General features: G+C 41.4%; 22 protein-coding genes. 3 read left to right on the top strand and 19 right to left on the bottom strand.

Going from position 1 to position 20,046, the window contains the following annotated elements:
* Positions 1 to 171 precede the first annotated feature (171 nt).
* Together I2C87_RS02740 and lepA are read right to left on the bottom strand one after the other, a co-directional pair.
* Entirely contained in the window at positions 172 to 834 is a 663-nt protein-coding gene (locus tag I2C87_RS02740; protein ID WP_195323884.1) for a hypothetical protein, read from the bottom strand.
* 139 nt (positions 835 to 973) lie between these two features.
* Positions 974 to 2,797 carry a translation elongation factor 4 gene (lepA, locus tag I2C87_RS02735; protein ID WP_048716124.1) on the bottom strand — a complete coding sequence of 608 codons (1,824 nt, stop codon included), beginning with the start codon at positions 2,795 to 2,797 and terminating at the stop codon, positions 974 to 976.
* Positions 2,798 to 2,989: 192 nt separating this feature from the next.
* Between lepA and I2C87_RS02730 the strand changes: the two genes are divergently transcribed.
* The 3 genes from I2C87_RS02730 to pepT are packed head-to-tail and all read left to right on the top strand — an operon-like array spanning position 2,990 to position 5,792.
* On the top strand, positions 2,990 to 3,742 hold the full coding sequence (locus tag I2C87_RS02730) for a LexA family transcriptional regulator (RefSeq protein ID WP_195323883.1): 753 nt from the start codon (positions 2,990 to 2,992) through the stop codon (positions 3,740 to 3,742).
* The gene (locus I2C87_RS02725) at positions 3,739 to 4,557 is read left to right on the top strand and encodes a Cof-type HAD-IIB family hydrolase (protein WP_195323882.1); all 819 of its coding nucleotides are present in this window, start codon (positions 3,739 to 3,741) and stop codon (positions 4,555 to 4,557) included. Before I2C87_RS02730 ends, I2C87_RS02725 begins: the two co-directional genes overlap by 4 nt.
* Positions 4,558 to 4,571: 14 nt before the next feature.
* Positions 4,572 to 5,792, top strand: a complete 1,221-nt coding sequence (gene pepT, locus I2C87_RS02720) for a peptidase T (protein WP_195323881.1) — start codon at positions 4,572 to 4,574, stop codon at positions 5,790 to 5,792.
* Between the two features lie 55 nt (positions 5,793 to 5,847).
* Here pepT and I2C87_RS02715 read toward each other — a convergent pair whose 3' ends face one another.
* The 17 genes from I2C87_RS02715 to I2C87_RS02635 all read right to left on the bottom strand — a co-directional run bounded on the left by I2C87_RS02715 (position 5,848) and on the right by I2C87_RS02635 (position 20,045).
* Entirely contained in the window at positions 5,848 to 7,575 is a 1,728-nt protein-coding gene (locus tag I2C87_RS02715; protein WP_229046119.1) for an ATP-grasp domain-containing protein, read from the bottom strand.
* A complete protein-coding gene (locus I2C87_RS02710; protein ID WP_195323879.1) occupies positions 7,572 to 8,669 on the bottom strand; it encodes a carbamoyl phosphate synthase small subunit in 1,098 nt (365 codons plus the stop codon). Before I2C87_RS02710 ends, I2C87_RS02715 begins: the two co-directional genes overlap by 4 nt.
* A gap of 86 nt (positions 8,670 to 8,755) precedes the next feature.
* A complete protein-coding gene (locus I2C87_RS02705) occupies positions 8,756 to 9,673 on the bottom strand; it encodes an aspartate carbamoyltransferase catalytic subunit (protein ID WP_048690641.1) in 918 nt (305 codons plus the stop codon).
* 93 nt (positions 9,674 to 9,766) lie between these two features.
* Entirely contained in the window at positions 9,767 to 10,288 is a 522-nt protein-coding gene (gene pyrR, locus I2C87_RS02700; RefSeq protein ID WP_006596278.1) for a bifunctional pyr operon transcriptional regulator/uracil phosphoribosyltransferase PyrR, read from the bottom strand.
* Between the two features lie 243 nt (positions 10,289 to 10,531).
* Positions 10,532 to 11,170: a Pr6Pr family membrane protein gene (locus I2C87_RS02695; protein ID WP_125336084.1), complete on the bottom strand. Its 639-nt coding sequence runs from the start codon at positions 11,168 to 11,170 to the stop codon at positions 10,532 to 10,534.
* A gap of 244 nt (positions 11,171 to 11,414) precedes the next feature.
* The gene (locus I2C87_RS02690) at positions 11,415 to 11,747 is read right to left on the bottom strand and encodes a zinc ribbon domain-containing protein YjdM (protein ID WP_023023370.1); all 333 of its coding nucleotides are present in this window, start codon (positions 11,745 to 11,747) and stop codon (positions 11,415 to 11,417) included.
* 128 nt (positions 11,748 to 11,875) lie between these two features.
* Positions 11,876 to 12,628, bottom strand: a complete 753-nt coding sequence (locus I2C87_RS02685) for an HAD family hydrolase (protein ID WP_195323878.1) — start codon at positions 12,626 to 12,628, stop codon at positions 11,876 to 11,878.
* A complete protein-coding gene (locus I2C87_RS02680) occupies positions 12,603 to 13,007 on the bottom strand; it encodes a PaaI family thioesterase (protein WP_048716141.1) in 405 nt (134 codons plus the stop codon). The genes I2C87_RS02685 and I2C87_RS02680 overlap by 26 nt, the downstream gene beginning before the upstream one ends.
* 105 nt (positions 13,008 to 13,112) lie before the next feature.
* The gene (locus I2C87_RS02675) at positions 13,113 to 13,580 is read right to left on the bottom strand and encodes an 8-oxo-dGTP diphosphatase (protein WP_195323877.1); all 468 of its coding nucleotides are present in this window, start codon (positions 13,578 to 13,580) and stop codon (positions 13,113 to 13,115) included.
* Positions 13,581 to 13,603: 23 nt separating this feature from the next.
* Entirely contained in the window at positions 13,604 to 14,041 is a 438-nt protein-coding gene (locus I2C87_RS02670; protein WP_126404316.1) for a hypothetical protein, read from the bottom strand.
* 59 nt (positions 14,042 to 14,100) lie between these two features.
* Complete coding sequence (locus I2C87_RS02665; protein ID WP_195323876.1) at positions 14,101 to 14,454, bottom strand: diacylglyceryl transferase; 354 nt, start codon at positions 14,452 to 14,454, stop codon at positions 14,101 to 14,103.
* Positions 14,455 to 14,557: 103 nt separating this feature from the next.
* A complete protein-coding gene (locus tag I2C87_RS02660) occupies positions 14,558 to 15,181 on the bottom strand; it encodes an NAD(P)H-dependent oxidoreductase (RefSeq protein ID WP_195323875.1) in 624 nt (207 codons plus the stop codon).
* A gap of 93 nt (positions 15,182 to 15,274) precedes the next feature.
* Entirely contained in the window at positions 15,275 to 15,772 is a 498-nt protein-coding gene (locus tag I2C87_RS02655; RefSeq protein WP_195323874.1) for a GNAT family N-acetyltransferase, read from the bottom strand.
* Complete coding sequence (locus I2C87_RS02650) at positions 15,738 to 16,301, bottom strand: GNAT family N-acetyltransferase (RefSeq protein ID WP_031575099.1); 564 nt, start codon at positions 16,299 to 16,301, stop codon at positions 15,738 to 15,740. Before I2C87_RS02650 ends, I2C87_RS02655 begins: the two co-directional genes overlap by 35 nt.
* Positions 16,302 to 16,310: 9 nt before the next feature.
* The gene (gene uvrB / locus I2C87_RS02645) at positions 16,311 to 18,299 is read right to left on the bottom strand and encodes an excinuclease ABC subunit UvrB (protein ID WP_195323873.1); all 1,989 of its coding nucleotides are present in this window, start codon (positions 18,297 to 18,299) and stop codon (positions 16,311 to 16,313) included.
* A gap of 263 nt (positions 18,300 to 18,562) precedes the next feature.
* Positions 18,563 to 19,252 (bottom strand): hypothetical protein, encoded by a 690-nt coding sequence (locus tag I2C87_RS02640; RefSeq protein WP_195323872.1) that lies wholly within the window; start codon positions 19,250 to 19,252, stop codon positions 18,563 to 18,565.
* On the bottom strand, positions 19,212 to 20,045 hold the full coding sequence (locus I2C87_RS02635) for a hypothetical protein (RefSeq protein WP_195323871.1): 834 nt from the start codon (positions 20,043 to 20,045) through the stop codon (positions 19,212 to 19,214). The genes I2C87_RS02640 and I2C87_RS02635 overlap by 41 nt, the downstream gene beginning before the upstream one ends.
* Position 20,046: the final 1 nt, after the last annotated feature.

The following is a 20,046-nucleotide window of genomic DNA, read 5'->3' as shown; positions in this document are numbered from 1 at the left end:
GGGACAGAACTCCGACTAATTAAGAAGAGTTCGTTTTCCCACCCCCGCACAGTTGATTAGGTTATCTTTGGAGCTTAAAAAGCGAACAAAGATACCAATCAACCACTGCGTCATGTAGTTATTTCTATCAAACATTAATGACTGAACAGTTTAAGCTAAACTCTCTCTGGATTAATCCGTCACGGCACCTGTTCCATCCAAACTCCAAGTTTCCTCAATGTAGGGAATGAATTGAGCCAAAGTGGTTTTATCCCCTTCAAAAGACATCAAGTAAACCTTATCATCCTTTTGGAAGACCCAAGTAATGAGGTACTGCCCAGATTTAAGGATAATATTCAGCTGCAAAGCTTCATTGCCTGAGACAGTGGTTTTAGCTCCCCACATTTTATCTACTTCTTTATTGTCATTCCAATAGTAAGCAATTCGATTCGCAATTAACTCTGCGTTGAAGACTTCACCTTCACCGGGATTCGCTTTCTCTTTGGTATACCCGTTCATGGTAACGATATTGTAGGCACTGCCATCCGTGTATTGAATACTGTCTCCACCATCTATATCTGTAAATTTAATCCACTTGCTTGGGATATCGATATAGCCATAATCTGCAGAACCAACCCGTTTGGTTTCGACAGAACTCTTGGTATTATCCGATGATTTTGACTCCACCTTGCTAGAGGTTTTTTTACTAGAGGATTTTTTGCTCTTTTTTACCACCTCAGTGGAACTAGATTCAGATGACAATGGTTTTCTAGACTCTTTTTTAGGTGTGCTACAAGCTACAAGGGCAACAGCTGACAAGACCGAAACGGTCGCAAGTAAGAACTTATTATTCATCTTCCCTCTCCTTTGTGATGGGTTTTGATACCTCTAGTTTATCACGTTCAATGAAGATTTGAAAGCGCTATTTGTCTAGTCCGATACAAAAACGCCCCTAGCGGGACGTTTGATTTGTTCGAATATATCAAAGAGAAGCTTACTCCTCATCCATTGACAGAACTGACAAGAAGGCTTCCTGTGGTACTTCTACAGATCCGATAGCTTTCATCCGTTTCTTACCGGCTTTTTGTTTTTCAAGAAGCTTCCGTTTCCGTGAGACGTCCCCACCATAACACTTGGCCAAGACGTTCTTACGAAGAGCTTTGATATCTGTACGTGCAACGATCTTATGACCAATAGCTGCTTGGATAGGCACTTCAAACTGTTGACGAGGGATAATTTTCTTAAGTTTCTCAACGATTAATTTACCACGTTCATAGGCAAAGTCCTTGTGAACGATAAAGCTGAGGGCATCGACGGTATCACCATTGAGAAGGATATCCATTTTAACCAATTTAGATGGACGGTATTCAGACAACTCATAGTCAAAGCTTGCATAGCCACGCGTAGAGGATTTCAATTTATCAAAGAAATCAAAGACAATTTCAGCCAGTGGGATTTGATAGATCACATTAACCCGATTTTCATCGATGTAATCCATGGTTACAAAGTCCCCACGTTTGCGTTGGGCCAATTCCATGACAGCTCCAACAAACTCTTGCGGCACCATGATTTGTGCTTTGACATAAGGTTCTTCAATCGAAGCAATCTTGGTTGGATCTGGGAACTCAGACGGGTTAGACACATCCAGCACTTCTCCATCTGTCAAATTGACCTTGTAGATTACAGACGGAGCTGTCATGATCAAGTCAATATTGAACTCGCGCTCCAAGCGTTCTTGGATAACGTCCATATGAAGGAGACCCAAGAAACCACAACGGAAGCCAAAACCAAGGGCCTGAGAAGTTTCCGGTTCAAACTGAAGACTAGCGTCATTCAATTGCAACTTCTCCAAAGCTTCCCGAAGATCATTGTATTTGTTAGATTCGATTGGGTAAAGACCGGCAAAGACCATTGGGTTCATTTGCTTGTAACCATGAAGAGGCTCACTTGCTGGATTGGTCGCTAGGGTCACCGTATCACCGACACGAGTGTCCGCAACAGTCTTGATAGAGGCTGCAATATACCCAACATCTCCTGTCGCAAGGAAATCACGACCAACTGCTTTAGGAGTAAAGATTCCTACCTCAGTCACATCAAAGGTCTTACCATTGCTCATCAACTGGATGGTGTCGCCAGGCTTCACCATACCATTGACCACCCGAACTTGAAGGATAACTCCACGATATGGGTCGTATACTGAGTCAAAGATCAAGGCTTGCAATGGAGCAGCAACATCCCCAGTAGGAGCTGGAACTTTCTCAACGATTTGTTCCAAAATCTCTTCAATCCCGATACCAGCCTTGGCTGAAGCTAGAACTGCTTCACTGGCATCCAAACCAATGACATCTTCTACTTCTGTGCGCACCCGTTCAGGATCGGCAGCTGGCAAATCGATTTTATTGATAACTGGCAAGATTTCCAAATCGTTATCCAAAGCCAGGTAAACATTGGCTAGGGTCTGAGCTTCAATCCCTTGAGCCGCATCCACTACGAGAATGGCTCCCTCACAGGCAGCCAGCGAACGAGAAACCTCATAAGTAAAGTCCACGTGTCCCGGTGTGTCAATCAAGTGGAAGATGTAGGTTTCCCCATCTTTAGCCGTGTAATTCAACTCGATGGCATTCAGCTTAATGGTAATCCCACGTTCCCGTTCCAGATCCATGCTATCCAAAAGCTGGGCTTGCATTTCCCGACTAGAAACGGTCTCGGTTTTTTCTAAGATTCGGTCCGCCAAGGTTGACTTTCCGTGGTCAATATGGGCGATAATGGAGAAGTTCCGAATCTTCTCTTGACGTTTCTTTAATTCTTCTAAATTCATTTTTTCATCCTTATAAAACTATTCAGTATATTATAACAAAAAGGCTGTTTCTTGGCTAGTTTTAAGAAATCAAATCCAGTCATTTATGATTTATATCGAAATCGCATTAATTCTTCATTTTTGTAAGGTTTTTGTTTACTTTTTCGATTTAATTCGCTATAATGAATTGTAATGTAAAAGGAGGTGAAGCTCTTGGCAAGAGGACGTGGAAAAGCAAGCCCACAAGATAAAGAGGCTTTGCGCATTATTTCCGAAAAAATAAGAGAACTATTAAAGGTTCAAAATAAGAAACAGGTCGATTTATCTCGTACAACTGGTATTCCAGCTAGTACCTTAACTGGCTATGTGAAGGGCACTTCTCTCCCAGTTAGTGAGAACTTAGAAAAGATTGCTAGCTTCTTTGAAATCCCCATCTCTGACCTAGATCCTCGTTATGGACAACCAGATACCTTGGAGGATTCTAAGATTGAGTTTATCTATAAGCAACTGGATGAGGACTTTCAAGAATCACTCTTAGAGGAAGCCAATCGCTTGTTGGTTTTACAGGCTGAACGGAAACGTATCGAGAAGAAATACACACCATATACAGTCTTCGACAGTTATGCTGCAAGTCAAAGTGCTTCTAAGGGAGATTTGGTTTGGTTTGATCAAAAACTGGCTTATGATCTAGCACTTTGGATTCATACAGACTCGTTGGAACCTAAATATCCAAAGGGATCTGTTGCCCTAATCAAGCAAACTTTCTACGATACTGCTGGTGCCATCTATGCTATTGAGTACGACGGGCAAACCTTGATCAAGCGTGTCTTCCGTGAAGCACAAGGGATTCGTCTCGTTTCCCTCAATAAAAAATATAGTGATAAGATTATTCCTTTAGAAGAGGAACCGAGGGTCATCGGAAAAGTCATTGCCAGCTTTCTACCAGCTAAGGAGGACGAGATATGATTCGATTAGTTGCTATTGATTTAGATGGGACCCTTTTATCACCAGACAAAACCATTAGTCCTGCTAATAAGCAGGCTCTTTTGGATGCTGAAGCTGCTGGTGTACACGTCGTCATCTGTACAGGTCGCCCTCTCTCTGGTGTTCGTCCAATTTTTGAAGAAATTGGCTTCAAGAGTAACCACTCCTACTCTGTGATTAACAACGGTTGCACAACTGTTAAATCATCAGATTGGTCCGTCATCAGTTATAATGCCTTATCTGAAGAAGATTTGGGTTATCTCGATCAGTTGACGCTGGAGATTCATCCTCAATTAAGTTTGTTCGATTTAAATCGTTATATCATTTTGAATCGGGAACCTTCTGAAATAGCTAAAATGGATGCTAGCATCGTTTCTGCAGTCCCCGTGTCACTTGGCCTAGAAGAAATTCTTGAGGCACAACCGATTTTCCAAGGAATGTTTATCGATCAGAAAGAGCAAATTGATATCTTTCAAGAAACCTATGAAGAAGTATTAGCCCAGCGCTTCCACACTATTCGCTCCCAACCGATCCTATTTGAGATCCTTCCTAAAGGGGTAAATAAAGCGACTGGCTTAAAGGCTCTGGCTGAATACTTAGGAATTCCAAGGCAAGAGGTCATGGCTATCGGCGATGAGAACAACGATATTGAAATGATTGAGTACGCGGGTCTTGGAGTTGCTATGGGCAATGCTCCAGCTGCTATCAAAGCCTTGGCTGATGTCACTACCACTTCTAACGAAGAAGACGGTGTCGCTACTGCTATCAAACGCTATGTTTTACAAGCACAGAACTAGAAAAGGAAAAACAAATGAAATACCCAACACTATTAGAACGTTTTTTAACTTATGTCAAAGTCAACACTCGCTCTGATGAGACTTCTACAACAACTCCTAGTACACCTTCTCAAGTAGAGTTTGCAAAGAATGTACTGCTTCCTGAAATGGAACGAGTTGGACTTCAGAATGTCTACTACCTTCCAAATGGTTTTGCTATCGGAACGCTACCAGCAAACGATCCAAGTCTCACCCGAAAGATTGGCTTTATCTCTCATATGGATACAGCTGACTTTAATGCTGAGAATATCAGCCCTCAAGTCATCGAAAACTATGATGGTGGCGCTATTCCTCTTGGTGATTCTGATTATTCACTTGATCCAGCCGACTTTGCTAACCTCCATAACTACAAAGGTCAAACCTTGATCACTACTGACGGTACGACCCTTCTTGGTGCAGATGACAAATCAGGGATTGCTGAGATTATGACAGCTATCGAATATTTGAATGCTCATCCAGAAATCAAACACTGCGAAATCCGAGTTGGCTTTGGACCAGATGAAGAAATCGGAGTCGGAGCAGATAAGTTTGATGCAGAAGATTTCAATGTAGACTTCGCTTATACAGTGGACGGTGGTCCTCTTGGTGAATTGCAATACGAAACCTTCTCTGCTGCAGGAGCTGAAATCACATTCAAAGGGCGTAATGTGCACCCAGGTACTGCTAAGAACCAAATGGTCAATGCTCTCCAGTTAGCCATTGACTTCCACAATCAACTCCCTGAAGAAGACCGCCCAGAAAAAACAGATGGCTACCAAGGCTTCTTCCATTTGATGAATATCGATGGAACTGTTGAGGAGGCGCATGCTAGCTACATTATCCGTGACTTCGAGACAGAGAACTTTGAAGCCCGTAAAGCTATGATGGAAGACATCGCAAGCAAGATGAATCAAGAACTTGGTGCCGAAAGAGTTCTTTTGACCCTTAAAGACCAGTACTACAACATGAAACAGGTCATCGAGAAAGACATGACACCAGTCAACTTGGCTAAGGAAGTCATGGAAGATCTAGGCATTACTCCTATTATTGAACCAATCCGCGGTGGTACAGACGGTTCTAAGATTTCCTTCATGGGAATTCCAACTCCAAACCTTTTCGCTGGTGGCGAAAATATGCATGGTCGCTTTGAATACGTCAGCCTTCAAACCATGGAACGTGCAGTGGATACCATCATCGGAATTGTTAGCCATTCCTAATTCACACTATTGAATTAAACAAAGAGCTTCGGTTATCTTGACCGAAGCTCTTTTTCTATTCATCCAAATATTCTACCTGACCAAACTGGCTGTTAATCTTGTCTTGGTAAGTCTCATAAATTGAAAGAGGGATTCGCAAGCAAGTATCTGCCGCATGTCCTACAAAAGGACGATGGGTCAGAAGGGCTACTTTTCTTCCTTTTTCATGCTCCTTCTTCAAGCGATCTATCAGTCTAAGAATCTGGCTTGAATCTTCTGGAGCGCTTCGATCAACCAATAAGCTCCATTGACTCCAATCTGGTGCCTCATTCTCGCCACAGATAGAAGTATAGTAAGAAAACCTTTCGCCAACTTGACCGAATCCAGCTGTTAAATCCAAAGAACGTAATTTTAGCTCAGGACATAGTTGCTCCTTCTCTTGTCGCTCATACAAGTAAAGATTATATAAAAACTGGAGATAGAACGGATCCATTCGACTCAGGTCACTCACTTCTTCCCTTTCGAAGCCTCGATGAAAAGCTTCTAAGATAGATGAAAAGCGATATGGCATTCGTTTGGCGATCCGTTGGATGAGTTCATCGTCCGAAATCTCTTTTAGAATATGCTTAGGCCATTGATTCGAACCGAAATTTTCAACAGCTTGCTGATAGGCTTCTTCCAAACTACTACCAAAACCATGAATTGCACCAACTGAATGAATTTGTGTATTGAGAACTTTTGTCACCTTTTCCATTGGAAAGACGGGTAGTTTAAAGAAAATACGATCTAGAGTGGGTTCAAACAGGGCTGTAAGACCCTTCATCGTAGGATGAGGAAGGTCCAAAAGGTGGTCGCCTAATTTTAAGCATAAGGCCTGGTAGTAAATCGAATAACCTAAGGCCATGGACATGGTCGAGAAGGAATCCGAAGCAAAAGGATTGACCTCAAGAATATAGAATTGGTAACTCTTTGGATCTAGCGCAAACTTGATGGATGTCGCTCCAACCAGTCTCAAGTGCCGGACAATAGACAAAGCTGCCTCTCTCAAGGTCTGATGCTCGGTATCTGTCAACGTCAGACTTGGGATGACTTGATAAGAATCACTGGAATGGATCCCCACCGGGTCGATACTCTCAATGTTTCCCGCAAGATAATAATTATCCTGACGATCTCGGACGACGATGTATTCCAACTCCTTGAAACCAACCGTTGAGAGCTCCAACAAACACTGAGCCTGTGGCGATACTTCTAGTCCTTTTTCGACAGCATCACATAAATCATCCAAGTTATTAGCAATCCGACGACCTTGCCCATGCTTGCTGGCAAGTGGCCAAACAACAATAGGGAATTGGATCTGCTCTGAGAACTCAATAGCCTCTCGCACTGTCGAAACCAAGGATGAGGAAGGAACTTGATAACCTAAGTCCTGTAGAAATGACTTTTGGTCTGCCTGGTGGTAAAAGGTACGGTACTGCCTAAGCGAAGTTCCTAGAATACGGATTTTGTGTTCCTTGAGAAACCCAATTTCTTCCAATCGGAATAAAAGACCAAGGACTTGCTTATCCGCAAATGACAGCAGTAAATTTTTTGTTTTCGTCGCTAGAAGGGCTTCTTTGAGACTGTCCAACTTTAAACGAATAACCGAAACAGCGTCTCCTGCTTCTTTGGTGACGTCGTTCTCGTCTCCACAATAGAGGATTTCTGTCTGGTAGCCACGTTCTTTTAATAAGGGACAAGACGTGAGTGCTCCAAGCAAACTGACATCATTGAAGGATTCTGCACACAAAAGCGTTACTTGATTCATGACCATAACTCCTCCCTTCTTTCGTCTAATTTACTTTCAATCAGATCCATAAATTCGTCATAGAAATAGAGACTTTCCCTTGGTCCTGGGCTGGACTCAATATGGTAGAGAACACCGATCAAGGGAAGATAGCGGTGACGAAAGGCCTCGATAGAGTGATCATGAAGCTCCTCATGGGTGATCAGAAAATCTCGTGGAAGAGTATTGCGTTCGATGTTGTACTGGTGATTCTGGCTAGTGATTTCGACTTTTCCAGTAGCCACCTCTTTTACAGGAATGTTAAGTCCTCGATGAGGGCTTTTTAGTTTGGTGAGGCTTCCTCCATGGGCAAGGGCCAGCAATTCTGCCCCTAAGCCGATTCCCATGATCGGAATATGAGGATCGATTTTAGCAATGACCTGGCAAATACCATCGATATGATGAGGATTCCCTGGACCACTGGATAGAATGATGCCATCTGGCTGCAAATCCTTTAATTCCTTCAATTTAACTGAATAAGGAACGACCGTGACGTTACAACCTCGTGCAATCAATTGACGCAAAACGGAATGCCGTAAGCCCAAGTCGATCAAGACGATACTCTTACCAAACCCTGGTGCAGCATAGGGGGTTTTGGTCGACACCTGGCGGACTTGATCAAAAGGTAAGACGGTTGCCCGGAGCTGGTCTAAGATATGCTCAATCGCATCCCCTTCATTGACCACTGTAGCCTTCATACTTCCATGTTCAGTGACAATTTTAGCCAGCTTTCGAGTATCGACTCCTTGGATTCCTGGAATATTGTGTTTTTTCAGGTAAGCATCTAAGGATAACTGTTTGCGCCAATTACTGGGATGACTCGCTAATTGGTGCACTACCACTGCTAGACACCCAGGAAAAATAGATTCATAATCATCTCGGTTTATCCCAGTTGTACCGATAACTGGAAAAGTAAAGGCTAATATTTGCCCCTTATAGGACTGGTCGGTAATCAACTCCTGATAACCCGTCATGGCAGAATTTAAGACCAATTCCCCACTGACATAGGTATCAGCTCCAAAACCAGTTCCTTCAAAAACCGTCCCATCTTCTAACACTAAGAGACGTTTTACCATAAATTCTCCTTACAAACTCCAAAAAGAAAAGTGAGAAAAGACCACCTTTTTGTAGACTCTCTCACTTCTCCTTTCTTTTTTACATATTATTTACGTCCAGCTAAAACCGCTTCGATAATAGCCATGCGGACAAAGACACCATTGGTCATTTGTTCCACGATGCGTGATTTAGGAGCTTCTACCAAGTGGTCAGCAATCTCTACATCACGGTTTACTGGAGCTGGGTGCATCAAGATGGCTGTGTCTTTCATACGATCATAGCGTTCTTGTGTCAAGCCATGCAAACGATGGTAGTTCTCTTTTGAGAAGAGAGACTCATAATCATGACGCTCGTGTTGCACACGGAGGAACATCATGACATCGACCTCTTCGATCACTTCATCAATCGTCACAAAGGTTCCGTATTCTTCAAACTCTGCACTTCTCCATTCGTCTGGACCCGCAAAGTAAAGAGTTGCTCCCAAGCGTTTCAAGATTTGCATATTTGATTTTGCCACTCGTGAGTGATCCAAGTCACCAGCGATACAAACCTTAAGTCCATCAAAGTGACCAAACTCTTGATAGATGGTCATCAAGTCTAGTAAACTTTGGCTTGGGTGTTGACCAGATCCATCTCCCCCGTTGACAATAGAGGCTGTGATAGTTGGACTTTCAATCAATTGCTTGTAGTAGTCTACTTCTGGGTGACGGATGACGCAGATATCAACTCCGAGAGCTGACATGGTCAAAATGGTATCGTACAGAGTTTCACCCTTGTTTACAGAGCTCGTTTTCACATCAAAGTCAAGGAGGTCACAACCTAATTTCAACTCAGCCACTTCAAATGCTTTGTGAGTACGTGTTGATGACTCAAAGAAGAGGTTAGCCACGATATGTTGCTCATCATAATGAGCTTTTGCTCCATTTTTAAACTCAATCCCACGCTTAATCAAGGCCATAACTTCTTCGTTTGATAAAGCTTCCATTGAGACAAGGTTTTTAAGTGCGATTTGATTTGTAGACATGTTGTAACTCCATTCCAAAGATATGCATATGTGAAAACAATACAGGAAGCTTCCTCAGTCACTCCTGTATATAGCGACGATTTGAAAACTACCTTATTCACTCACCTCGATCAAGATGCGATCTTGACCATCCAGCTCAGTCATCTCGACAATGATTTCCTCTGATCGACTTGTTGGAATGTTCTTTCCAACATAATCTGGTCGGATCGGTAATTCTCTATGACCACGATCCACTAGGACTGCCAGACTGACACGCGATGGACGTCCACGACTGACAAGATTATCGATGGCTGCTCGAATGGTCCGACCTGTATAAAGGACATCATCAATCAGGATGACATCTTTGCCAGTAATATCTACTGGTAAAACGGTTGAATCTTCTGTTACTTTGATATCATCACGGAAAGGCTTGGTATCCAATTCACAGACTGGAACTTCTATTTGTTCTAGCTGTGCTAACCTTTCTTTGATGCGATTGGCAATGAAAACGCCACGAGTTTTGATCCCTACCAAAACAATTTGGCTCAGATCCTTATTCCGTTCAATGATTTCATAAGTGATGCGTGTAATCGCTCGCTTCATGGTCAAATCATCAACGACTTCTTTGATCTTCATCTTTTCCTCCTAATTGACAGAAAAAAGCCTCCCTTTTCAAGGAGGCTTCAGAAAAATATCAAGAGATAAGACCTAGAACGCATCTAGTTCACCCCTTATTTTGATCAGACTCCTTGCCTGCCTCACGGGACAGGATTAAAGGACTATTTAATTATCCATACTATATCACAGTTTATAGTGGGATGCAAGAAAAAACTCATTATTTTCTACGAATGTTCGGATTTACATCCACAAATCTTTTATTTAATGATGATCTGTTCCTTTTTTCCCAATCTTCTTCAAGGCAAACAAGCCACATCCAGCTAGTAAATAAGCGACAAAAATGATGGTCGCCATCTTAACCACATATAACCAACCAAAACGATTGACATTGATAAAGAAATAAGGGAAAGGACTGTCTTTTGCCCCTGGAACTGGCCACTTAAGAACCAAACCGTTGAGAAGAGCAAAGACCATATAGAGTACGGGAAGCACGGTCCAAGCCAATGGATCTGACTTACGGTATTGTTTCGGTTTATCAATCACCAGGGTGTCAAAGAAGAACATCAAAGGAACAATGTAGTGACAGAGGAAGTTTTCCAAGCGGTAAAACTTCTCAGGTGTCGCGATGGGTGCTAGCATAAAGTGGTAGATGACACAGGTGATCATAATAGACATGGTGACACCGCCCTTTAAGCGAAGATAGCCCTGAGTCTGGGTCGAACGACCACGAAGCATGCGCCAGACCATGTCCCCCATAAAGAACATGACCAACATGTTGGACAAAATGGTGTAATAGAGCATCATCCCAAAGCCACCATGCTTGGTCAGTTGCAGATAAACGCCGATCACACTCAAGATAAACAATAGAAAACGATAGCTAAACAATAGTTTGAATTTCATAGTATTCTCCCAAAAGAAAAGGGTTTAGGCCCTTCAGTTTAATCAGGAACTTTCCTTAAGTGAAGACGGACGTCAGCGAACTTCTTCGAAGTTCCATGACTTAGTTTTGAACCCAAAGTTTCAAAACTCCCGAGTACTTGAAACAATACTGTTTCAAGTACTTTTCTCACAGCGGAAAGTTCCTTATAAACTTAAACAACTCTATTAATTTGTATACTTTATATAGAACTATTTCTTCTTTTCTTTAGATCTTCTTCACAAATTCTGATTTAAGTTTCATTGCGCCAAATCCATCAATCTTACAATCGATGTTGTGGTCGCCTTCGACGATACGGATGTTTTTCACGCGCGTTCCTTGTTTCAAATCTTTTGGTGCACCCTTCACTTTCAAGTCTTTGATCAAGGTGACAGTATCGCCATCAGCCAATTTATTTCCATTCGCGTCGATGGCTACAACACCTTCTTCTACGACTTCAGCCGGGTTCCATTCATAAGCACACTCTGGACAGACCAAGAGGGCACCATCTTCATAGACATATTCCGAATTACATTTTGGACAGTTTGGTAAGTTATTCATTTCAATCTCCTTAGCAAAATTAACTCCCATAGTATACCATGAAAGGGAAATTTTGACAAATTCTGTTTAACTGTAGCATTTTCAATAAAAGAAGAGACAACTTGGCCTCCTAAAATTGATGGTAACCTTTAATCCTCTTGCAATTCCTGAATGTCTCGAATCACGCGCACGCCTGCTTGGCTCCTATTCTGTAATTCTTCGTCCGAGTAGGGGAAGGTATTGATCAAGATACTTTGCATGCCGATGCTTTTCGCTACAGCCACATCTGTAGTGAAGTCATTCCCTACCATGACTGTTTTATCAGGATTCAACTGGTGTTCTTTGATGACTTTCATGAGAAATTCGCGCTGAGGTTTGCGAATCCCTGCATCAGACGACAGATAAATGTCGTGGAAAATCTCTCTCAAGCCAACCAGATCAATTTCTGGGTTGGTAAAGTCCGCTTGCGCATTGGATAAGAGATAGATCCGACACCCTGCAGCTTTCATGTCTTCTAAGACTTCTTTCGTGTGAGGATAAAGCTCCAAACGTTTGCGAGAGAGGACACGGAAGGTCCGAGCAATCAAGCGTCCCCACTCTTTAAGATGATGAACACTGGCTCCTGTTGGATGACTCTCTAGATAGAGTTGAACGAAAATAACGGTCAAGTCAATCTCCGGATAAGTGACCTGTTTTTCCTTAGCGATACTTTGCTCAGCTTGCTGCACCAACTCCTTATAGCGGACTTGCAAACTTTCCCCTGTATAATGAGCACCATAGGACTGATAGATTTGGGCCATGGTCTCCCACAAGACTGGACTCGACTCATCGGTTTCGATATCGACCAAGGTTCCATAAAAATCAAAGATATAGTTTTTAAATGCGTACTTTTGCTGATTCATCTCTTTCTCCCGTTACAAACATGGTAAAGGTGGCCTTACAGACATTGGCACCTTCCTGATTGGTAATATCGACATCGACAACCCGAGTTGTCCGCCCACTGTGGACACATTCCCCGTGAATCGTTAGGACATCTCCTAGGCGCCCTGCTTTCAAATAATTGATGGAAGACTGCAAGGTCACACCATCTACTCCCTGTGAAATAACGACCAAGCCACTGATCTGGTCACACAAGGTAAAGAGATAGCCACCGTGCGCGTTTCCATAATAATTAAGTGATGATTCAACGACCTTGGTTGTCACAACAACATGGCCATCTCTCATGGTTTTGATCTCGTAATTTTCAAATGCAGCAATGGCATCAAAGTGAAAATCCTTCATGTTAAAACCTCTTCCCTCTATATAAGGTATTCCTAAACTCTTCCATCATACTATTTTTTTCCACTTCTTACAAGAATAAGAAAAGAGCTAGTGTTACCTAACTCTTTAATAGCGAAATTTTTCCCAACCATCATCTGTCCGTTTACGATAGTAGTACTCGGATAAGTCTGGATCCTCCATCACTTCTAGCAGAGGAAGCATGTCGTAGGACAAGTCCAACTTTTTTAATTGGTCCTTCTCAACCCAAGAAACTTCTCCTTCTTCAGACGATCTTAGCTGGCCGGTGAATTCTGTCGCCTTGTAGCAAAAGACGATATAGCGGCCGCCCTCATCTTGTGGCCAGTCTTTGACTGCAACCAGTTTTGGATTTGTAATTGTAAGTCCTGTCTCTTCGTAGATTTCACGAATGACGGATTCTACAATGCTTTCTCCTTCTTCAATATGGCCACCTGGAAAAGCATAGCCAGCCCAGTGAGTCTTTTCAGGTGAGCGGTATTGGAGGACCACCTTCCCATTTTCAAGATCTTCGACCATGCAAAGATTGCACAGTATAGTAGGCGTTGTACGTGACATAAAGTTCCTTTCTATGATGTAATTCATTCATCAATATACACTTTTTTCTGTATTTCTTTTTTCATGACAAAGGGATTTACTAGCTCATGGTATTCATCGAAGGCATCTAAAAGGGAACCTCTCTGAAAGACAATTGAATTCTCTTTTAAATAATACTCCGAGTGAATCGTTACCGAACCATGACCATCAAAACTAAAGAAAAACACAATGAATAATACTAGGATCAGGCTAGCAAAGAAACTAAACAGTAGCCCCACTACATTCTTCCAATTGACTGCGTGAGTTCGATAAAAGCGATACCAGATATGACAAAAAACTATCACAGCTCCTAGATATAACCAAGGATTCCACAAGAGAGGAGTAAAGGCATAGCCATAGTAACCTAATACAAAGTTAACAAAAACAAAAAGTAAAAGAATTAGATACAGTATCCTAAACAGATTCAAATGCTTTCCCATCATTGACCTCTGCTATGTAAACATTGGTTTGAGTTTAAGATAAAACGAATAGCGTGCTCCCCTTAAATAATAATCAACAGAATATGGACTGCTAACCGTAGCCAATGATCAATCAGAGGCGTATCCGGTTCACTATTTTTACTATCTAAGAATAGGCTGAGTGATAATAGAAGCAAAAGAAGGGCAATGACTATTTTCAGAGATAGCATCATACCACCAATAGCAAAAGCAGCTAGAAAGCCAAAAAATGGTAACGGACTAAATAAAAATGACAAAAAACTGAAATAGAGCATAAACAAAGAGAGTATCAATAAGCCGTAAACAATCAACTTAGTGAAAATTGAGACTCTTTTGCCTTCATTTTTCATTTTTGATAGTGAATAAATGACATAGATCATATAGATAAAAAGTAGCATATTGAATCATTCCTATGTTTTATAGATTATTTTAATAGTTTAACCAAAAGCCAATCAAAATACAACTAAAGACACTAACTTATCAGTAGTCTCCTGTCTCTGATCAAAGTTTCTTGACTTCTGCTGCTACCTTTTGAAGATGCTGTTCCCGCATGCTAGCGGTGTTCACATCTCGTCCGACTTCACCCAAGATGCAGACACGCTTGGTTTTAATCCCACAGTGGTTCAAGACGGCATTTTTCAAAACAGAGATACCATAACTATCAGGAATGTTGAGAGGGCCTGAAAAGATCTTGTACCACCAAGTAGGCGCCATCGAAGTCGCATAAATACTAGCTGTTTTCCCTTTGAGCAACTTCTTGAATTGCTTGCCTCTGAGGTAATTCCAGATAAAACTTCCCTGATCATTGGCCGAGTAGGCAATGCCCGGTGTAAAGACCCGATCGATCCAGCCTTTCATAAGGCTCGGCATACTGCTCCACCAGATGGGATAGACAAAGATCAGGTGATCCGCCCACTGGATCCATTCTTGAGAACGAAGAATAAAGGGATCTTCCTCCATCCGCTTTCGATAGCCATAGCGAAGGACAGGATCAAAATCTTCTTCATTGAGACTGATCACTTTAAGCTCGTGGCGATTTGAGTCAATAGTTTCGACAATAGTTTGAAAAATAGCCTGACAGTAACTTTCCTTATCAGGATGCCCATTGATGACTAAAAATTTCATTCGTCTTCTCCTTCATCTCTTTGGTTCATTCTATCTCTTTTATATTTTTACTTGATTAAATGATAATGGTTCAAAGATTGATAGATACGTCCTTTAGGAATTTTTATTTGAAGAACACATCATCCGCAATTCCTTAACAGGTTTTCCAAGTTTAAGTATTTTTTCTTGGCCATCAAAAGTAAAACCCATTTTTTGATAGAAAGAAATTGCTCGCTTATTCTCTTTCAATACCCATAAATAAATTTCAGAGAATTGATCAAGAGCAACAAATGCAGCATGCATTAACTGTTTACTCACACCTTTTCCATAGTAATCTTTTAAAACATATAAGGCAATGATTTCACCAGCTTGAATGGCCTCATCACGAAAATTTCCATAGCTGATAAATCCAACGACCTTCTTTTCATCCATCGCAATCAAGGTATTTTCTGGATACTTTTGACTAAAGAAACGACATCTATCTAATGTCATCGTCTCCTGAAATTCCTCGGGTAAAATATCGTCATAAGCCTCTCTCCACGTTTGCCAATGAACGAGAGATTTTCCTTCTATCTCTTCAGGAGTTTCCATCTGTTTGACAGTGATGACCATTTGCTTCCTCCCATTCTTCTCTCAAAATACCGTATTTAATACTATCATAATAAACACCTTGATAATAACGAACTTTTGGAATATGAGCTTCTTTTTTCATTCTTAATTTTTCAGCCAATTTCATCATACCAAAATTTCCAGACCAAGTTGTCAAACCAAGATGCTCCAACTCCAAGTAATCCTGAAATGTCCGATCTATCCACTGTAGCATAGCAGCTTTTCCAATTCCAGAGTTCCAAAATTTGTTATCATAAATACAAATTCCCAATTCCATCCATCTTGTTTCTTTACATACCCAGTAGCGCGAAACAGTCCCAACTAGTTTATCATCAACAAAAATACCAAGGCGATTTGAGTTGTTTAGAGTGGATTCTGATTTTTGTAGTTTAAATTCTTGAAAATTAGGAAAATGCTGATAGTCATCATAATAGGGAGCATCATACTGCTTCCAAATTGGATTAGATTGTGAATAAGCAATTTCCCACAAAGACACCAAATTTTCTTCAATTAGTTTTCTTAAATCGATCATATTTATCCCTCAATCCAACGCCTTCACTTCCAACATCATATCACGAATCTGGGCAGCAAGTTCAAAGTCAAGCACTTCGACGGCTTCTTGCATTTGTCCTTGCAGTTTCTTGACCAGTTCCTTGCGCTCTTGGCGGTTGAGACTAGTGATATCCACTTCCTTGTCCTCTTCCTTGGCCACCGCCTTGGTAACAGAGATCAGGTCACGGATTTCCTTCTTAATGGTTTGTGGCACAATGCCATGCTCTTCATTATAGGCCATTTGAATCTGACGACGACGGGCTGTTTCATCGATGGCTTTTTGCATAGACTGGGTCATGGTGTCCGCATACATGATGACGTGACCCTCGCTATTACGAGCAGCACGACCAATGGTCTGGATCAGCCCCCGTTCGTTACGGAGGAAACCTTCCTTATCCGCGTCGAGAATGGCAACTAGACTCACTTCCGGTACGTCAATCCCTTCCCGAAGGAGGTTGATTCCGACCAAGACATCAAAGACACCCAAACGCAAATCTCGAATAATCTCCGTCCGCTCCAAGGTCTTAATATCCGAGTGCATGTATTTGACCTTGACCCCCATTTCCTTGAAATAGTCGGTCAAGTCTTCAGCCATCTTCTTGGTCAAGGTGGTGACAAAGGTCCGCTCACCACGTTCTACACGCGCATTGATCTCACCCAAGAGATCGTCCATTTGTCCCATGGTAGGGCGAACTTCCACCTCAGGATCGAGAAGACCGGTCGGACGAATGATCTGCTCGATGATGGTATCGGTTTGTTCCATCTCATAATCACCCGGTGTCGCAGACACATAAACAATCTGGTGGACATGGCTTTCAAACTCCTCCCGACGAAGTGGTCGGTTGTCCAAGGCAGATGGCAAACGGAAACCATAGTTGACTAGCATTTCCTTGCGCGAGCGGTCTCCATTGTACATGCCCTTGATCTGTCCCATGGTCATGTGACTTTCATCAATCATAATGAGGAAATCTTCTGGGAAGAAGTCAAGAAGGGTGTAGGGAGGCTCTCCTTCACTCCGGCCATCCATATGACGAGAGTAGTTTTCGACCCCATTGGTGTAGCCCATCTCCCGTAGCATTTCAATATCATACTCCGTCCGTTGTTTCAAGCGTTGAGCTTCCAGCAACTTGCCTTCTTTTTCAAAGACCTTTAACTGCTCTTCAAGTTCCGCTTGAATCTTGGCAATGGCCACTTCCATATGGTCGTCATTGGTCACGAAGTGGGTAGCTGGGAAAATTGCCAAGTGGTCCACTTCACCAAGGACTTGACCAGTCAGAGCTTCAACCTCACGGATGCGATCAATCTCGTCCCCGAAAAACTCAACGCGAAAGGCATGCTCATCACGCGAAGCTGGGAAAATCTCGACCACATCCCCCCGAACACGGAATTTGCCCCGTTGAAAGTCGATGTCATTGCGCTCAAACTGGATATCCACTAAGTCATTGAGCAGTTTATCACGAGAAATCTCCAGACCTGGACGCAGACTCACCACGCTATCGGCATATTCCTTAGGCGAACCCAAACCGTAAATACATGAAACAGATGCGACAACGATGACATCGTTACGCTCTAACAATGCTGAGGTTGCGGAGTGACGAAGCTTGTCAATCTCATCGTTGACCGAGCTATCCTTTTCGATGTAGGTATCGCTCGATGGCACATAGGCTTCTGGCTGGTAGTAATCATAGTAGGAAACAAAATACTCGACCGCATTCTCTGGGAAAAATTCCTTGAACTCCCCATAGAGCTGGCCTGCTAGTGTCTTATTGTGGGCAATGACCAAGGTTGGCTTATTAACTTGGGCAATGACCTGGCTCATGGTGTAGGTTTTCCCTGTACCAGTCGCCCCCATTAAGATTTGGGCCTTTTCTCCACCCTCGATATTATCCACCAACTGTTCAATGGCCTGCGGTTGATCCCCAGACGGTTGGTATTTGGATACAAGTTTAAATTTGTTATCAGTTACTCGATTAATCATCTCTTTGTCCTCACATATATAGACCTTATTTTACCATAAATCACTAGAATTCTCTGAGATGAGGAATGAAGAGGGAAGACAACATGTTACAAAATAATTAATTGGACACGCATTAGCATGGTAACTAAACAAGACTCTCGCAATTACTTCGAAAGTCTTGTCTTTTATTCTAAAACTATGAAAAACGTAATAAACATTAATGTCATTGATTTACAAAATTAGCAAGGTTTGCTGATCGGTATAATTTTTACGAAATCAATTTACTACTTAACTTCTTGATACCTTACCAAGAGGTAGAGAGTTGCTCCAAGTGAACTTACAAGTCCAAAAACGTAAATACAGAGTTGCAAATTGGAAGCACTACCTAATATGGTATCCGCAACAATATTATAAAATAGATAACTAGTCAATGGTTCCACTACTCTTTCTATGAATGGTTGTACCAAAATAGGAAATAGCAGCAAAATAGCTAAACTCCCCATTGGACTTTTGAAAAAATAACTTAAGAAGTAAGAAATCAAAAAGTATTGGATGGAGCCAATCAAATAGAAACTGAAGATTTCTAAACTGACACCATTTTTGCTACTAAAAAAATGAAACCATACAAGCAGTACAATGAAATATATTGTTGATTGTACTAGTACATCACATAACTCTACAAACAGGATCCGAATTGAACTTAAGATCCTTTTTCCACTTACCAAATAAACTAGTTTTGTTTCGTGTGATTGTAACTCTACAAATGCATTAACACTCCCAATACCAACAGAGAGCATTGATGCAAAAACAAGAGCTTGCTTTAAAGATAATTCTACAATTGTACCATTGATTGCAACTGGTAAAATACTTAAGAGACACACAAAACCTATCAAAAATGACTGTATGGTTATCTGGTACTTCACGGGTTTTAAACTATATTTTTTGACGATAAGACTGAAAAATACTTTTGCCATTCTTCCTCCCCATTCGAATCTTTTCTACAACCATTATGAACACCAAGAACAAGATCCCTTCTACTATTAAAAGTGTAAAACCATACAATTGGCTCATTTGAGTCCCTTCAATTCGTCCAAAAGCAAATGACTTTGCTCCAATCAAAGGCAATAGATTTTCTATTTTAGAGGAAATACCTCTTAGAATACCTGATAAACTGATTACCAATAATAAAACATCTGCAATTAATGAAGTCATTGATTTTTTCGTTACTATTACGAAAAGTAAAGCTAATAAAGTAAGAACGATTGAAAATATCATAACTCTTACCGTGACATCTATAAACAAAGTCAATTCTAAATAATTCTTTAAAGTTGAATCTAGAAAAATGAGTAAGATAACAGCATTTACTATAGAAATTACTAAAGTAGAAAGTAACGATAAGACAATCGAACTTGCAATAAACCCAGTAAGACGAACTTTCCAGTTAGGAATCAATAACTGAGTAAAATTATCATCACCATATTGGTAATGGGTTGAATAAACAAGTGAAACCAAGATTGGCAAGAAAATAACACTTGCTTGGTAGGGGGAGGATAAGAGAGCATCCCTGACTGTATAGACTGGATTCGATGATAACATAGACGGATCAAGGTTAACTGCTTGGCCATTTCCTTCTACTAAGGCATTTATCACCTGAATATTTTGAATTGTAAAAAATATGCTGACTCCCAAAATAAGAAAAAAAGTGAATTTAAAAGTAGCTAAACTACAATATTTATAGAGGTCACTAAAAAAGGAACGTTTCAACATA

It is taken from the genome of Streptococcus sp. 1001283B150225_161107_H12 (assembly GCF_015552665.1).
Taxonomy (GTDB): domain Bacteria; phylum Bacillota; class Bacilli; order Lactobacillales; family Streptococcaceae; genus Streptococcus.
This window is presented reverse-complemented; position numbering and strand designations above follow the sequence as displayed.

What these genes read in the sequence shown, in the direction of transcription:
- I2C87_RS02685 (WP_195323878.1), bottom strand. Translation starts at nt 12,628, where the DNA reads ATGAATCAGCAAAAGTACGCATTTAAAAACTATATCTTTGATTTTTAT.
- uvrB (WP_195323873.1), bottom strand. Translation starts at nt 18,299, where the DNA reads ATGATTAATCGAGTAACTGATAACAAATTTAAACTTGTATCCAAATAC.
- I2C87_RS02650 (WP_031575099.1), bottom strand. Translation starts at nt 16,301, where the DNA reads ATGATCGATTTAAGAAAACTAATTGAAGAAAATTTGGTGTCTTTGTGG.
- I2C87_RS02670 (WP_126404316.1), bottom strand. Translation starts at nt 14,041, where the DNA reads ATGATGGGAAAGCATTTGAATCTGTTTAGGATACTGTATCTAATTCTT.
- lepA (WP_048716124.1), bottom strand. Translation starts at nt 2,797, where the DNA reads ATGAATTTAGAAGAATTAAAGAAACGTCAAGAGAAGATTCGGAACTTC.
- I2C87_RS02640 (WP_195323872.1), bottom strand. Translation starts at nt 19,252, where the DNA reads ATGGCAAAAGTATTTTTCAGTCTTATCGTCAAAAAATATAGTTTAAAA.
- I2C87_RS02705 (WP_048690641.1), bottom strand. Translation starts at nt 9,673, where the DNA reads ATGTCTACAAATCAAATCGCACTTAAAAACCTTGTCTCAATGGAAGCT.
- I2C87_RS02690 (WP_023023370.1), bottom strand. Translation starts at nt 11,747, where the DNA reads ATGAATAACTTACCAAACTGTCCAAAATGTAATTCGGAATATGTCTAT.
- I2C87_RS02675 (WP_195323877.1), bottom strand. Translation starts at nt 13,580, where the DNA reads ATGTCACGTACAACGCCTACTATACTGTGCAATCTTTGCATGGTCGAA.
- I2C87_RS02725 (WP_195323882.1), top strand. Translation starts at nt 3,739, where the DNA reads ATGATTCGATTAGTTGCTATTGATTTAGATGGGACCCTTTTATCACCA.
- I2C87_RS02715 (WP_229046119.1), bottom strand. Translation starts at nt 7,575, where the DNA reads ATGAATCAAGTAACGCTTTTGTGTGCAGAATCCTTCAATGATGTCAGT.
- I2C87_RS02660 (WP_195323875.1), bottom strand. Translation starts at nt 15,181, where the DNA reads ATGAAATTTTTAGTCATCAATGGGCATCCTGATAAGGAAAGTTACTGT.
- I2C87_RS02635 (WP_195323871.1), bottom strand. Translation starts at nt 20,045, where the DNA reads ATGTTGAAACGTTCCTTTTTTAGTGACCTCTATAAATATTGTAGTTTA.
- I2C87_RS02710 (WP_195323879.1), bottom strand. Translation starts at nt 8,669, where the DNA reads ATGGTAAAACGTCTCTTAGTGTTAGAAGATGGGACGGTTTTTGAAGGA.
- pyrR (WP_006596278.1), bottom strand. Translation starts at nt 10,288, where the DNA reads ATGAAGATCAAAGAAGTCGTTGATGATTTGACCATGAAGCGAGCGATT.
- I2C87_RS02655 (WP_195323874.1), bottom strand. Translation starts at nt 15,772, where the DNA reads ATGGTCATCACTGTCAAACAGATGGAAACTCCTGAAGAGATAGAAGGA.
- I2C87_RS02665 (WP_195323876.1), bottom strand. Translation starts at nt 14,454, where the DNA reads ATGCTACTTTTTATCTATATGATCTATGTCATTTATTCACTATCAAAA.
- I2C87_RS02740 (WP_195323884.1), bottom strand. Translation starts at nt 834, where the DNA reads ATGAATAATAAGTTCTTACTTGCGACCGTTTCGGTCTTGTCAGCTGTT.
- I2C87_RS02680 (WP_048716141.1), bottom strand. Translation starts at nt 13,007, where the DNA reads ATGAAGGATTTTCACTTTGATGCCATTGCTGCATTTGAAAATTACGAG.
- I2C87_RS02695 (WP_125336084.1), bottom strand. Translation starts at nt 11,170, where the DNA reads ATGAAATTCAAACTATTGTTTAGCTATCGTTTTCTATTGTTTATCTTG.
- pepT (WP_195323881.1), top strand. Translation starts at nt 4,572, where the DNA reads ATGAAATACCCAACACTATTAGAACGTTTTTTAACTTATGTCAAAGTC.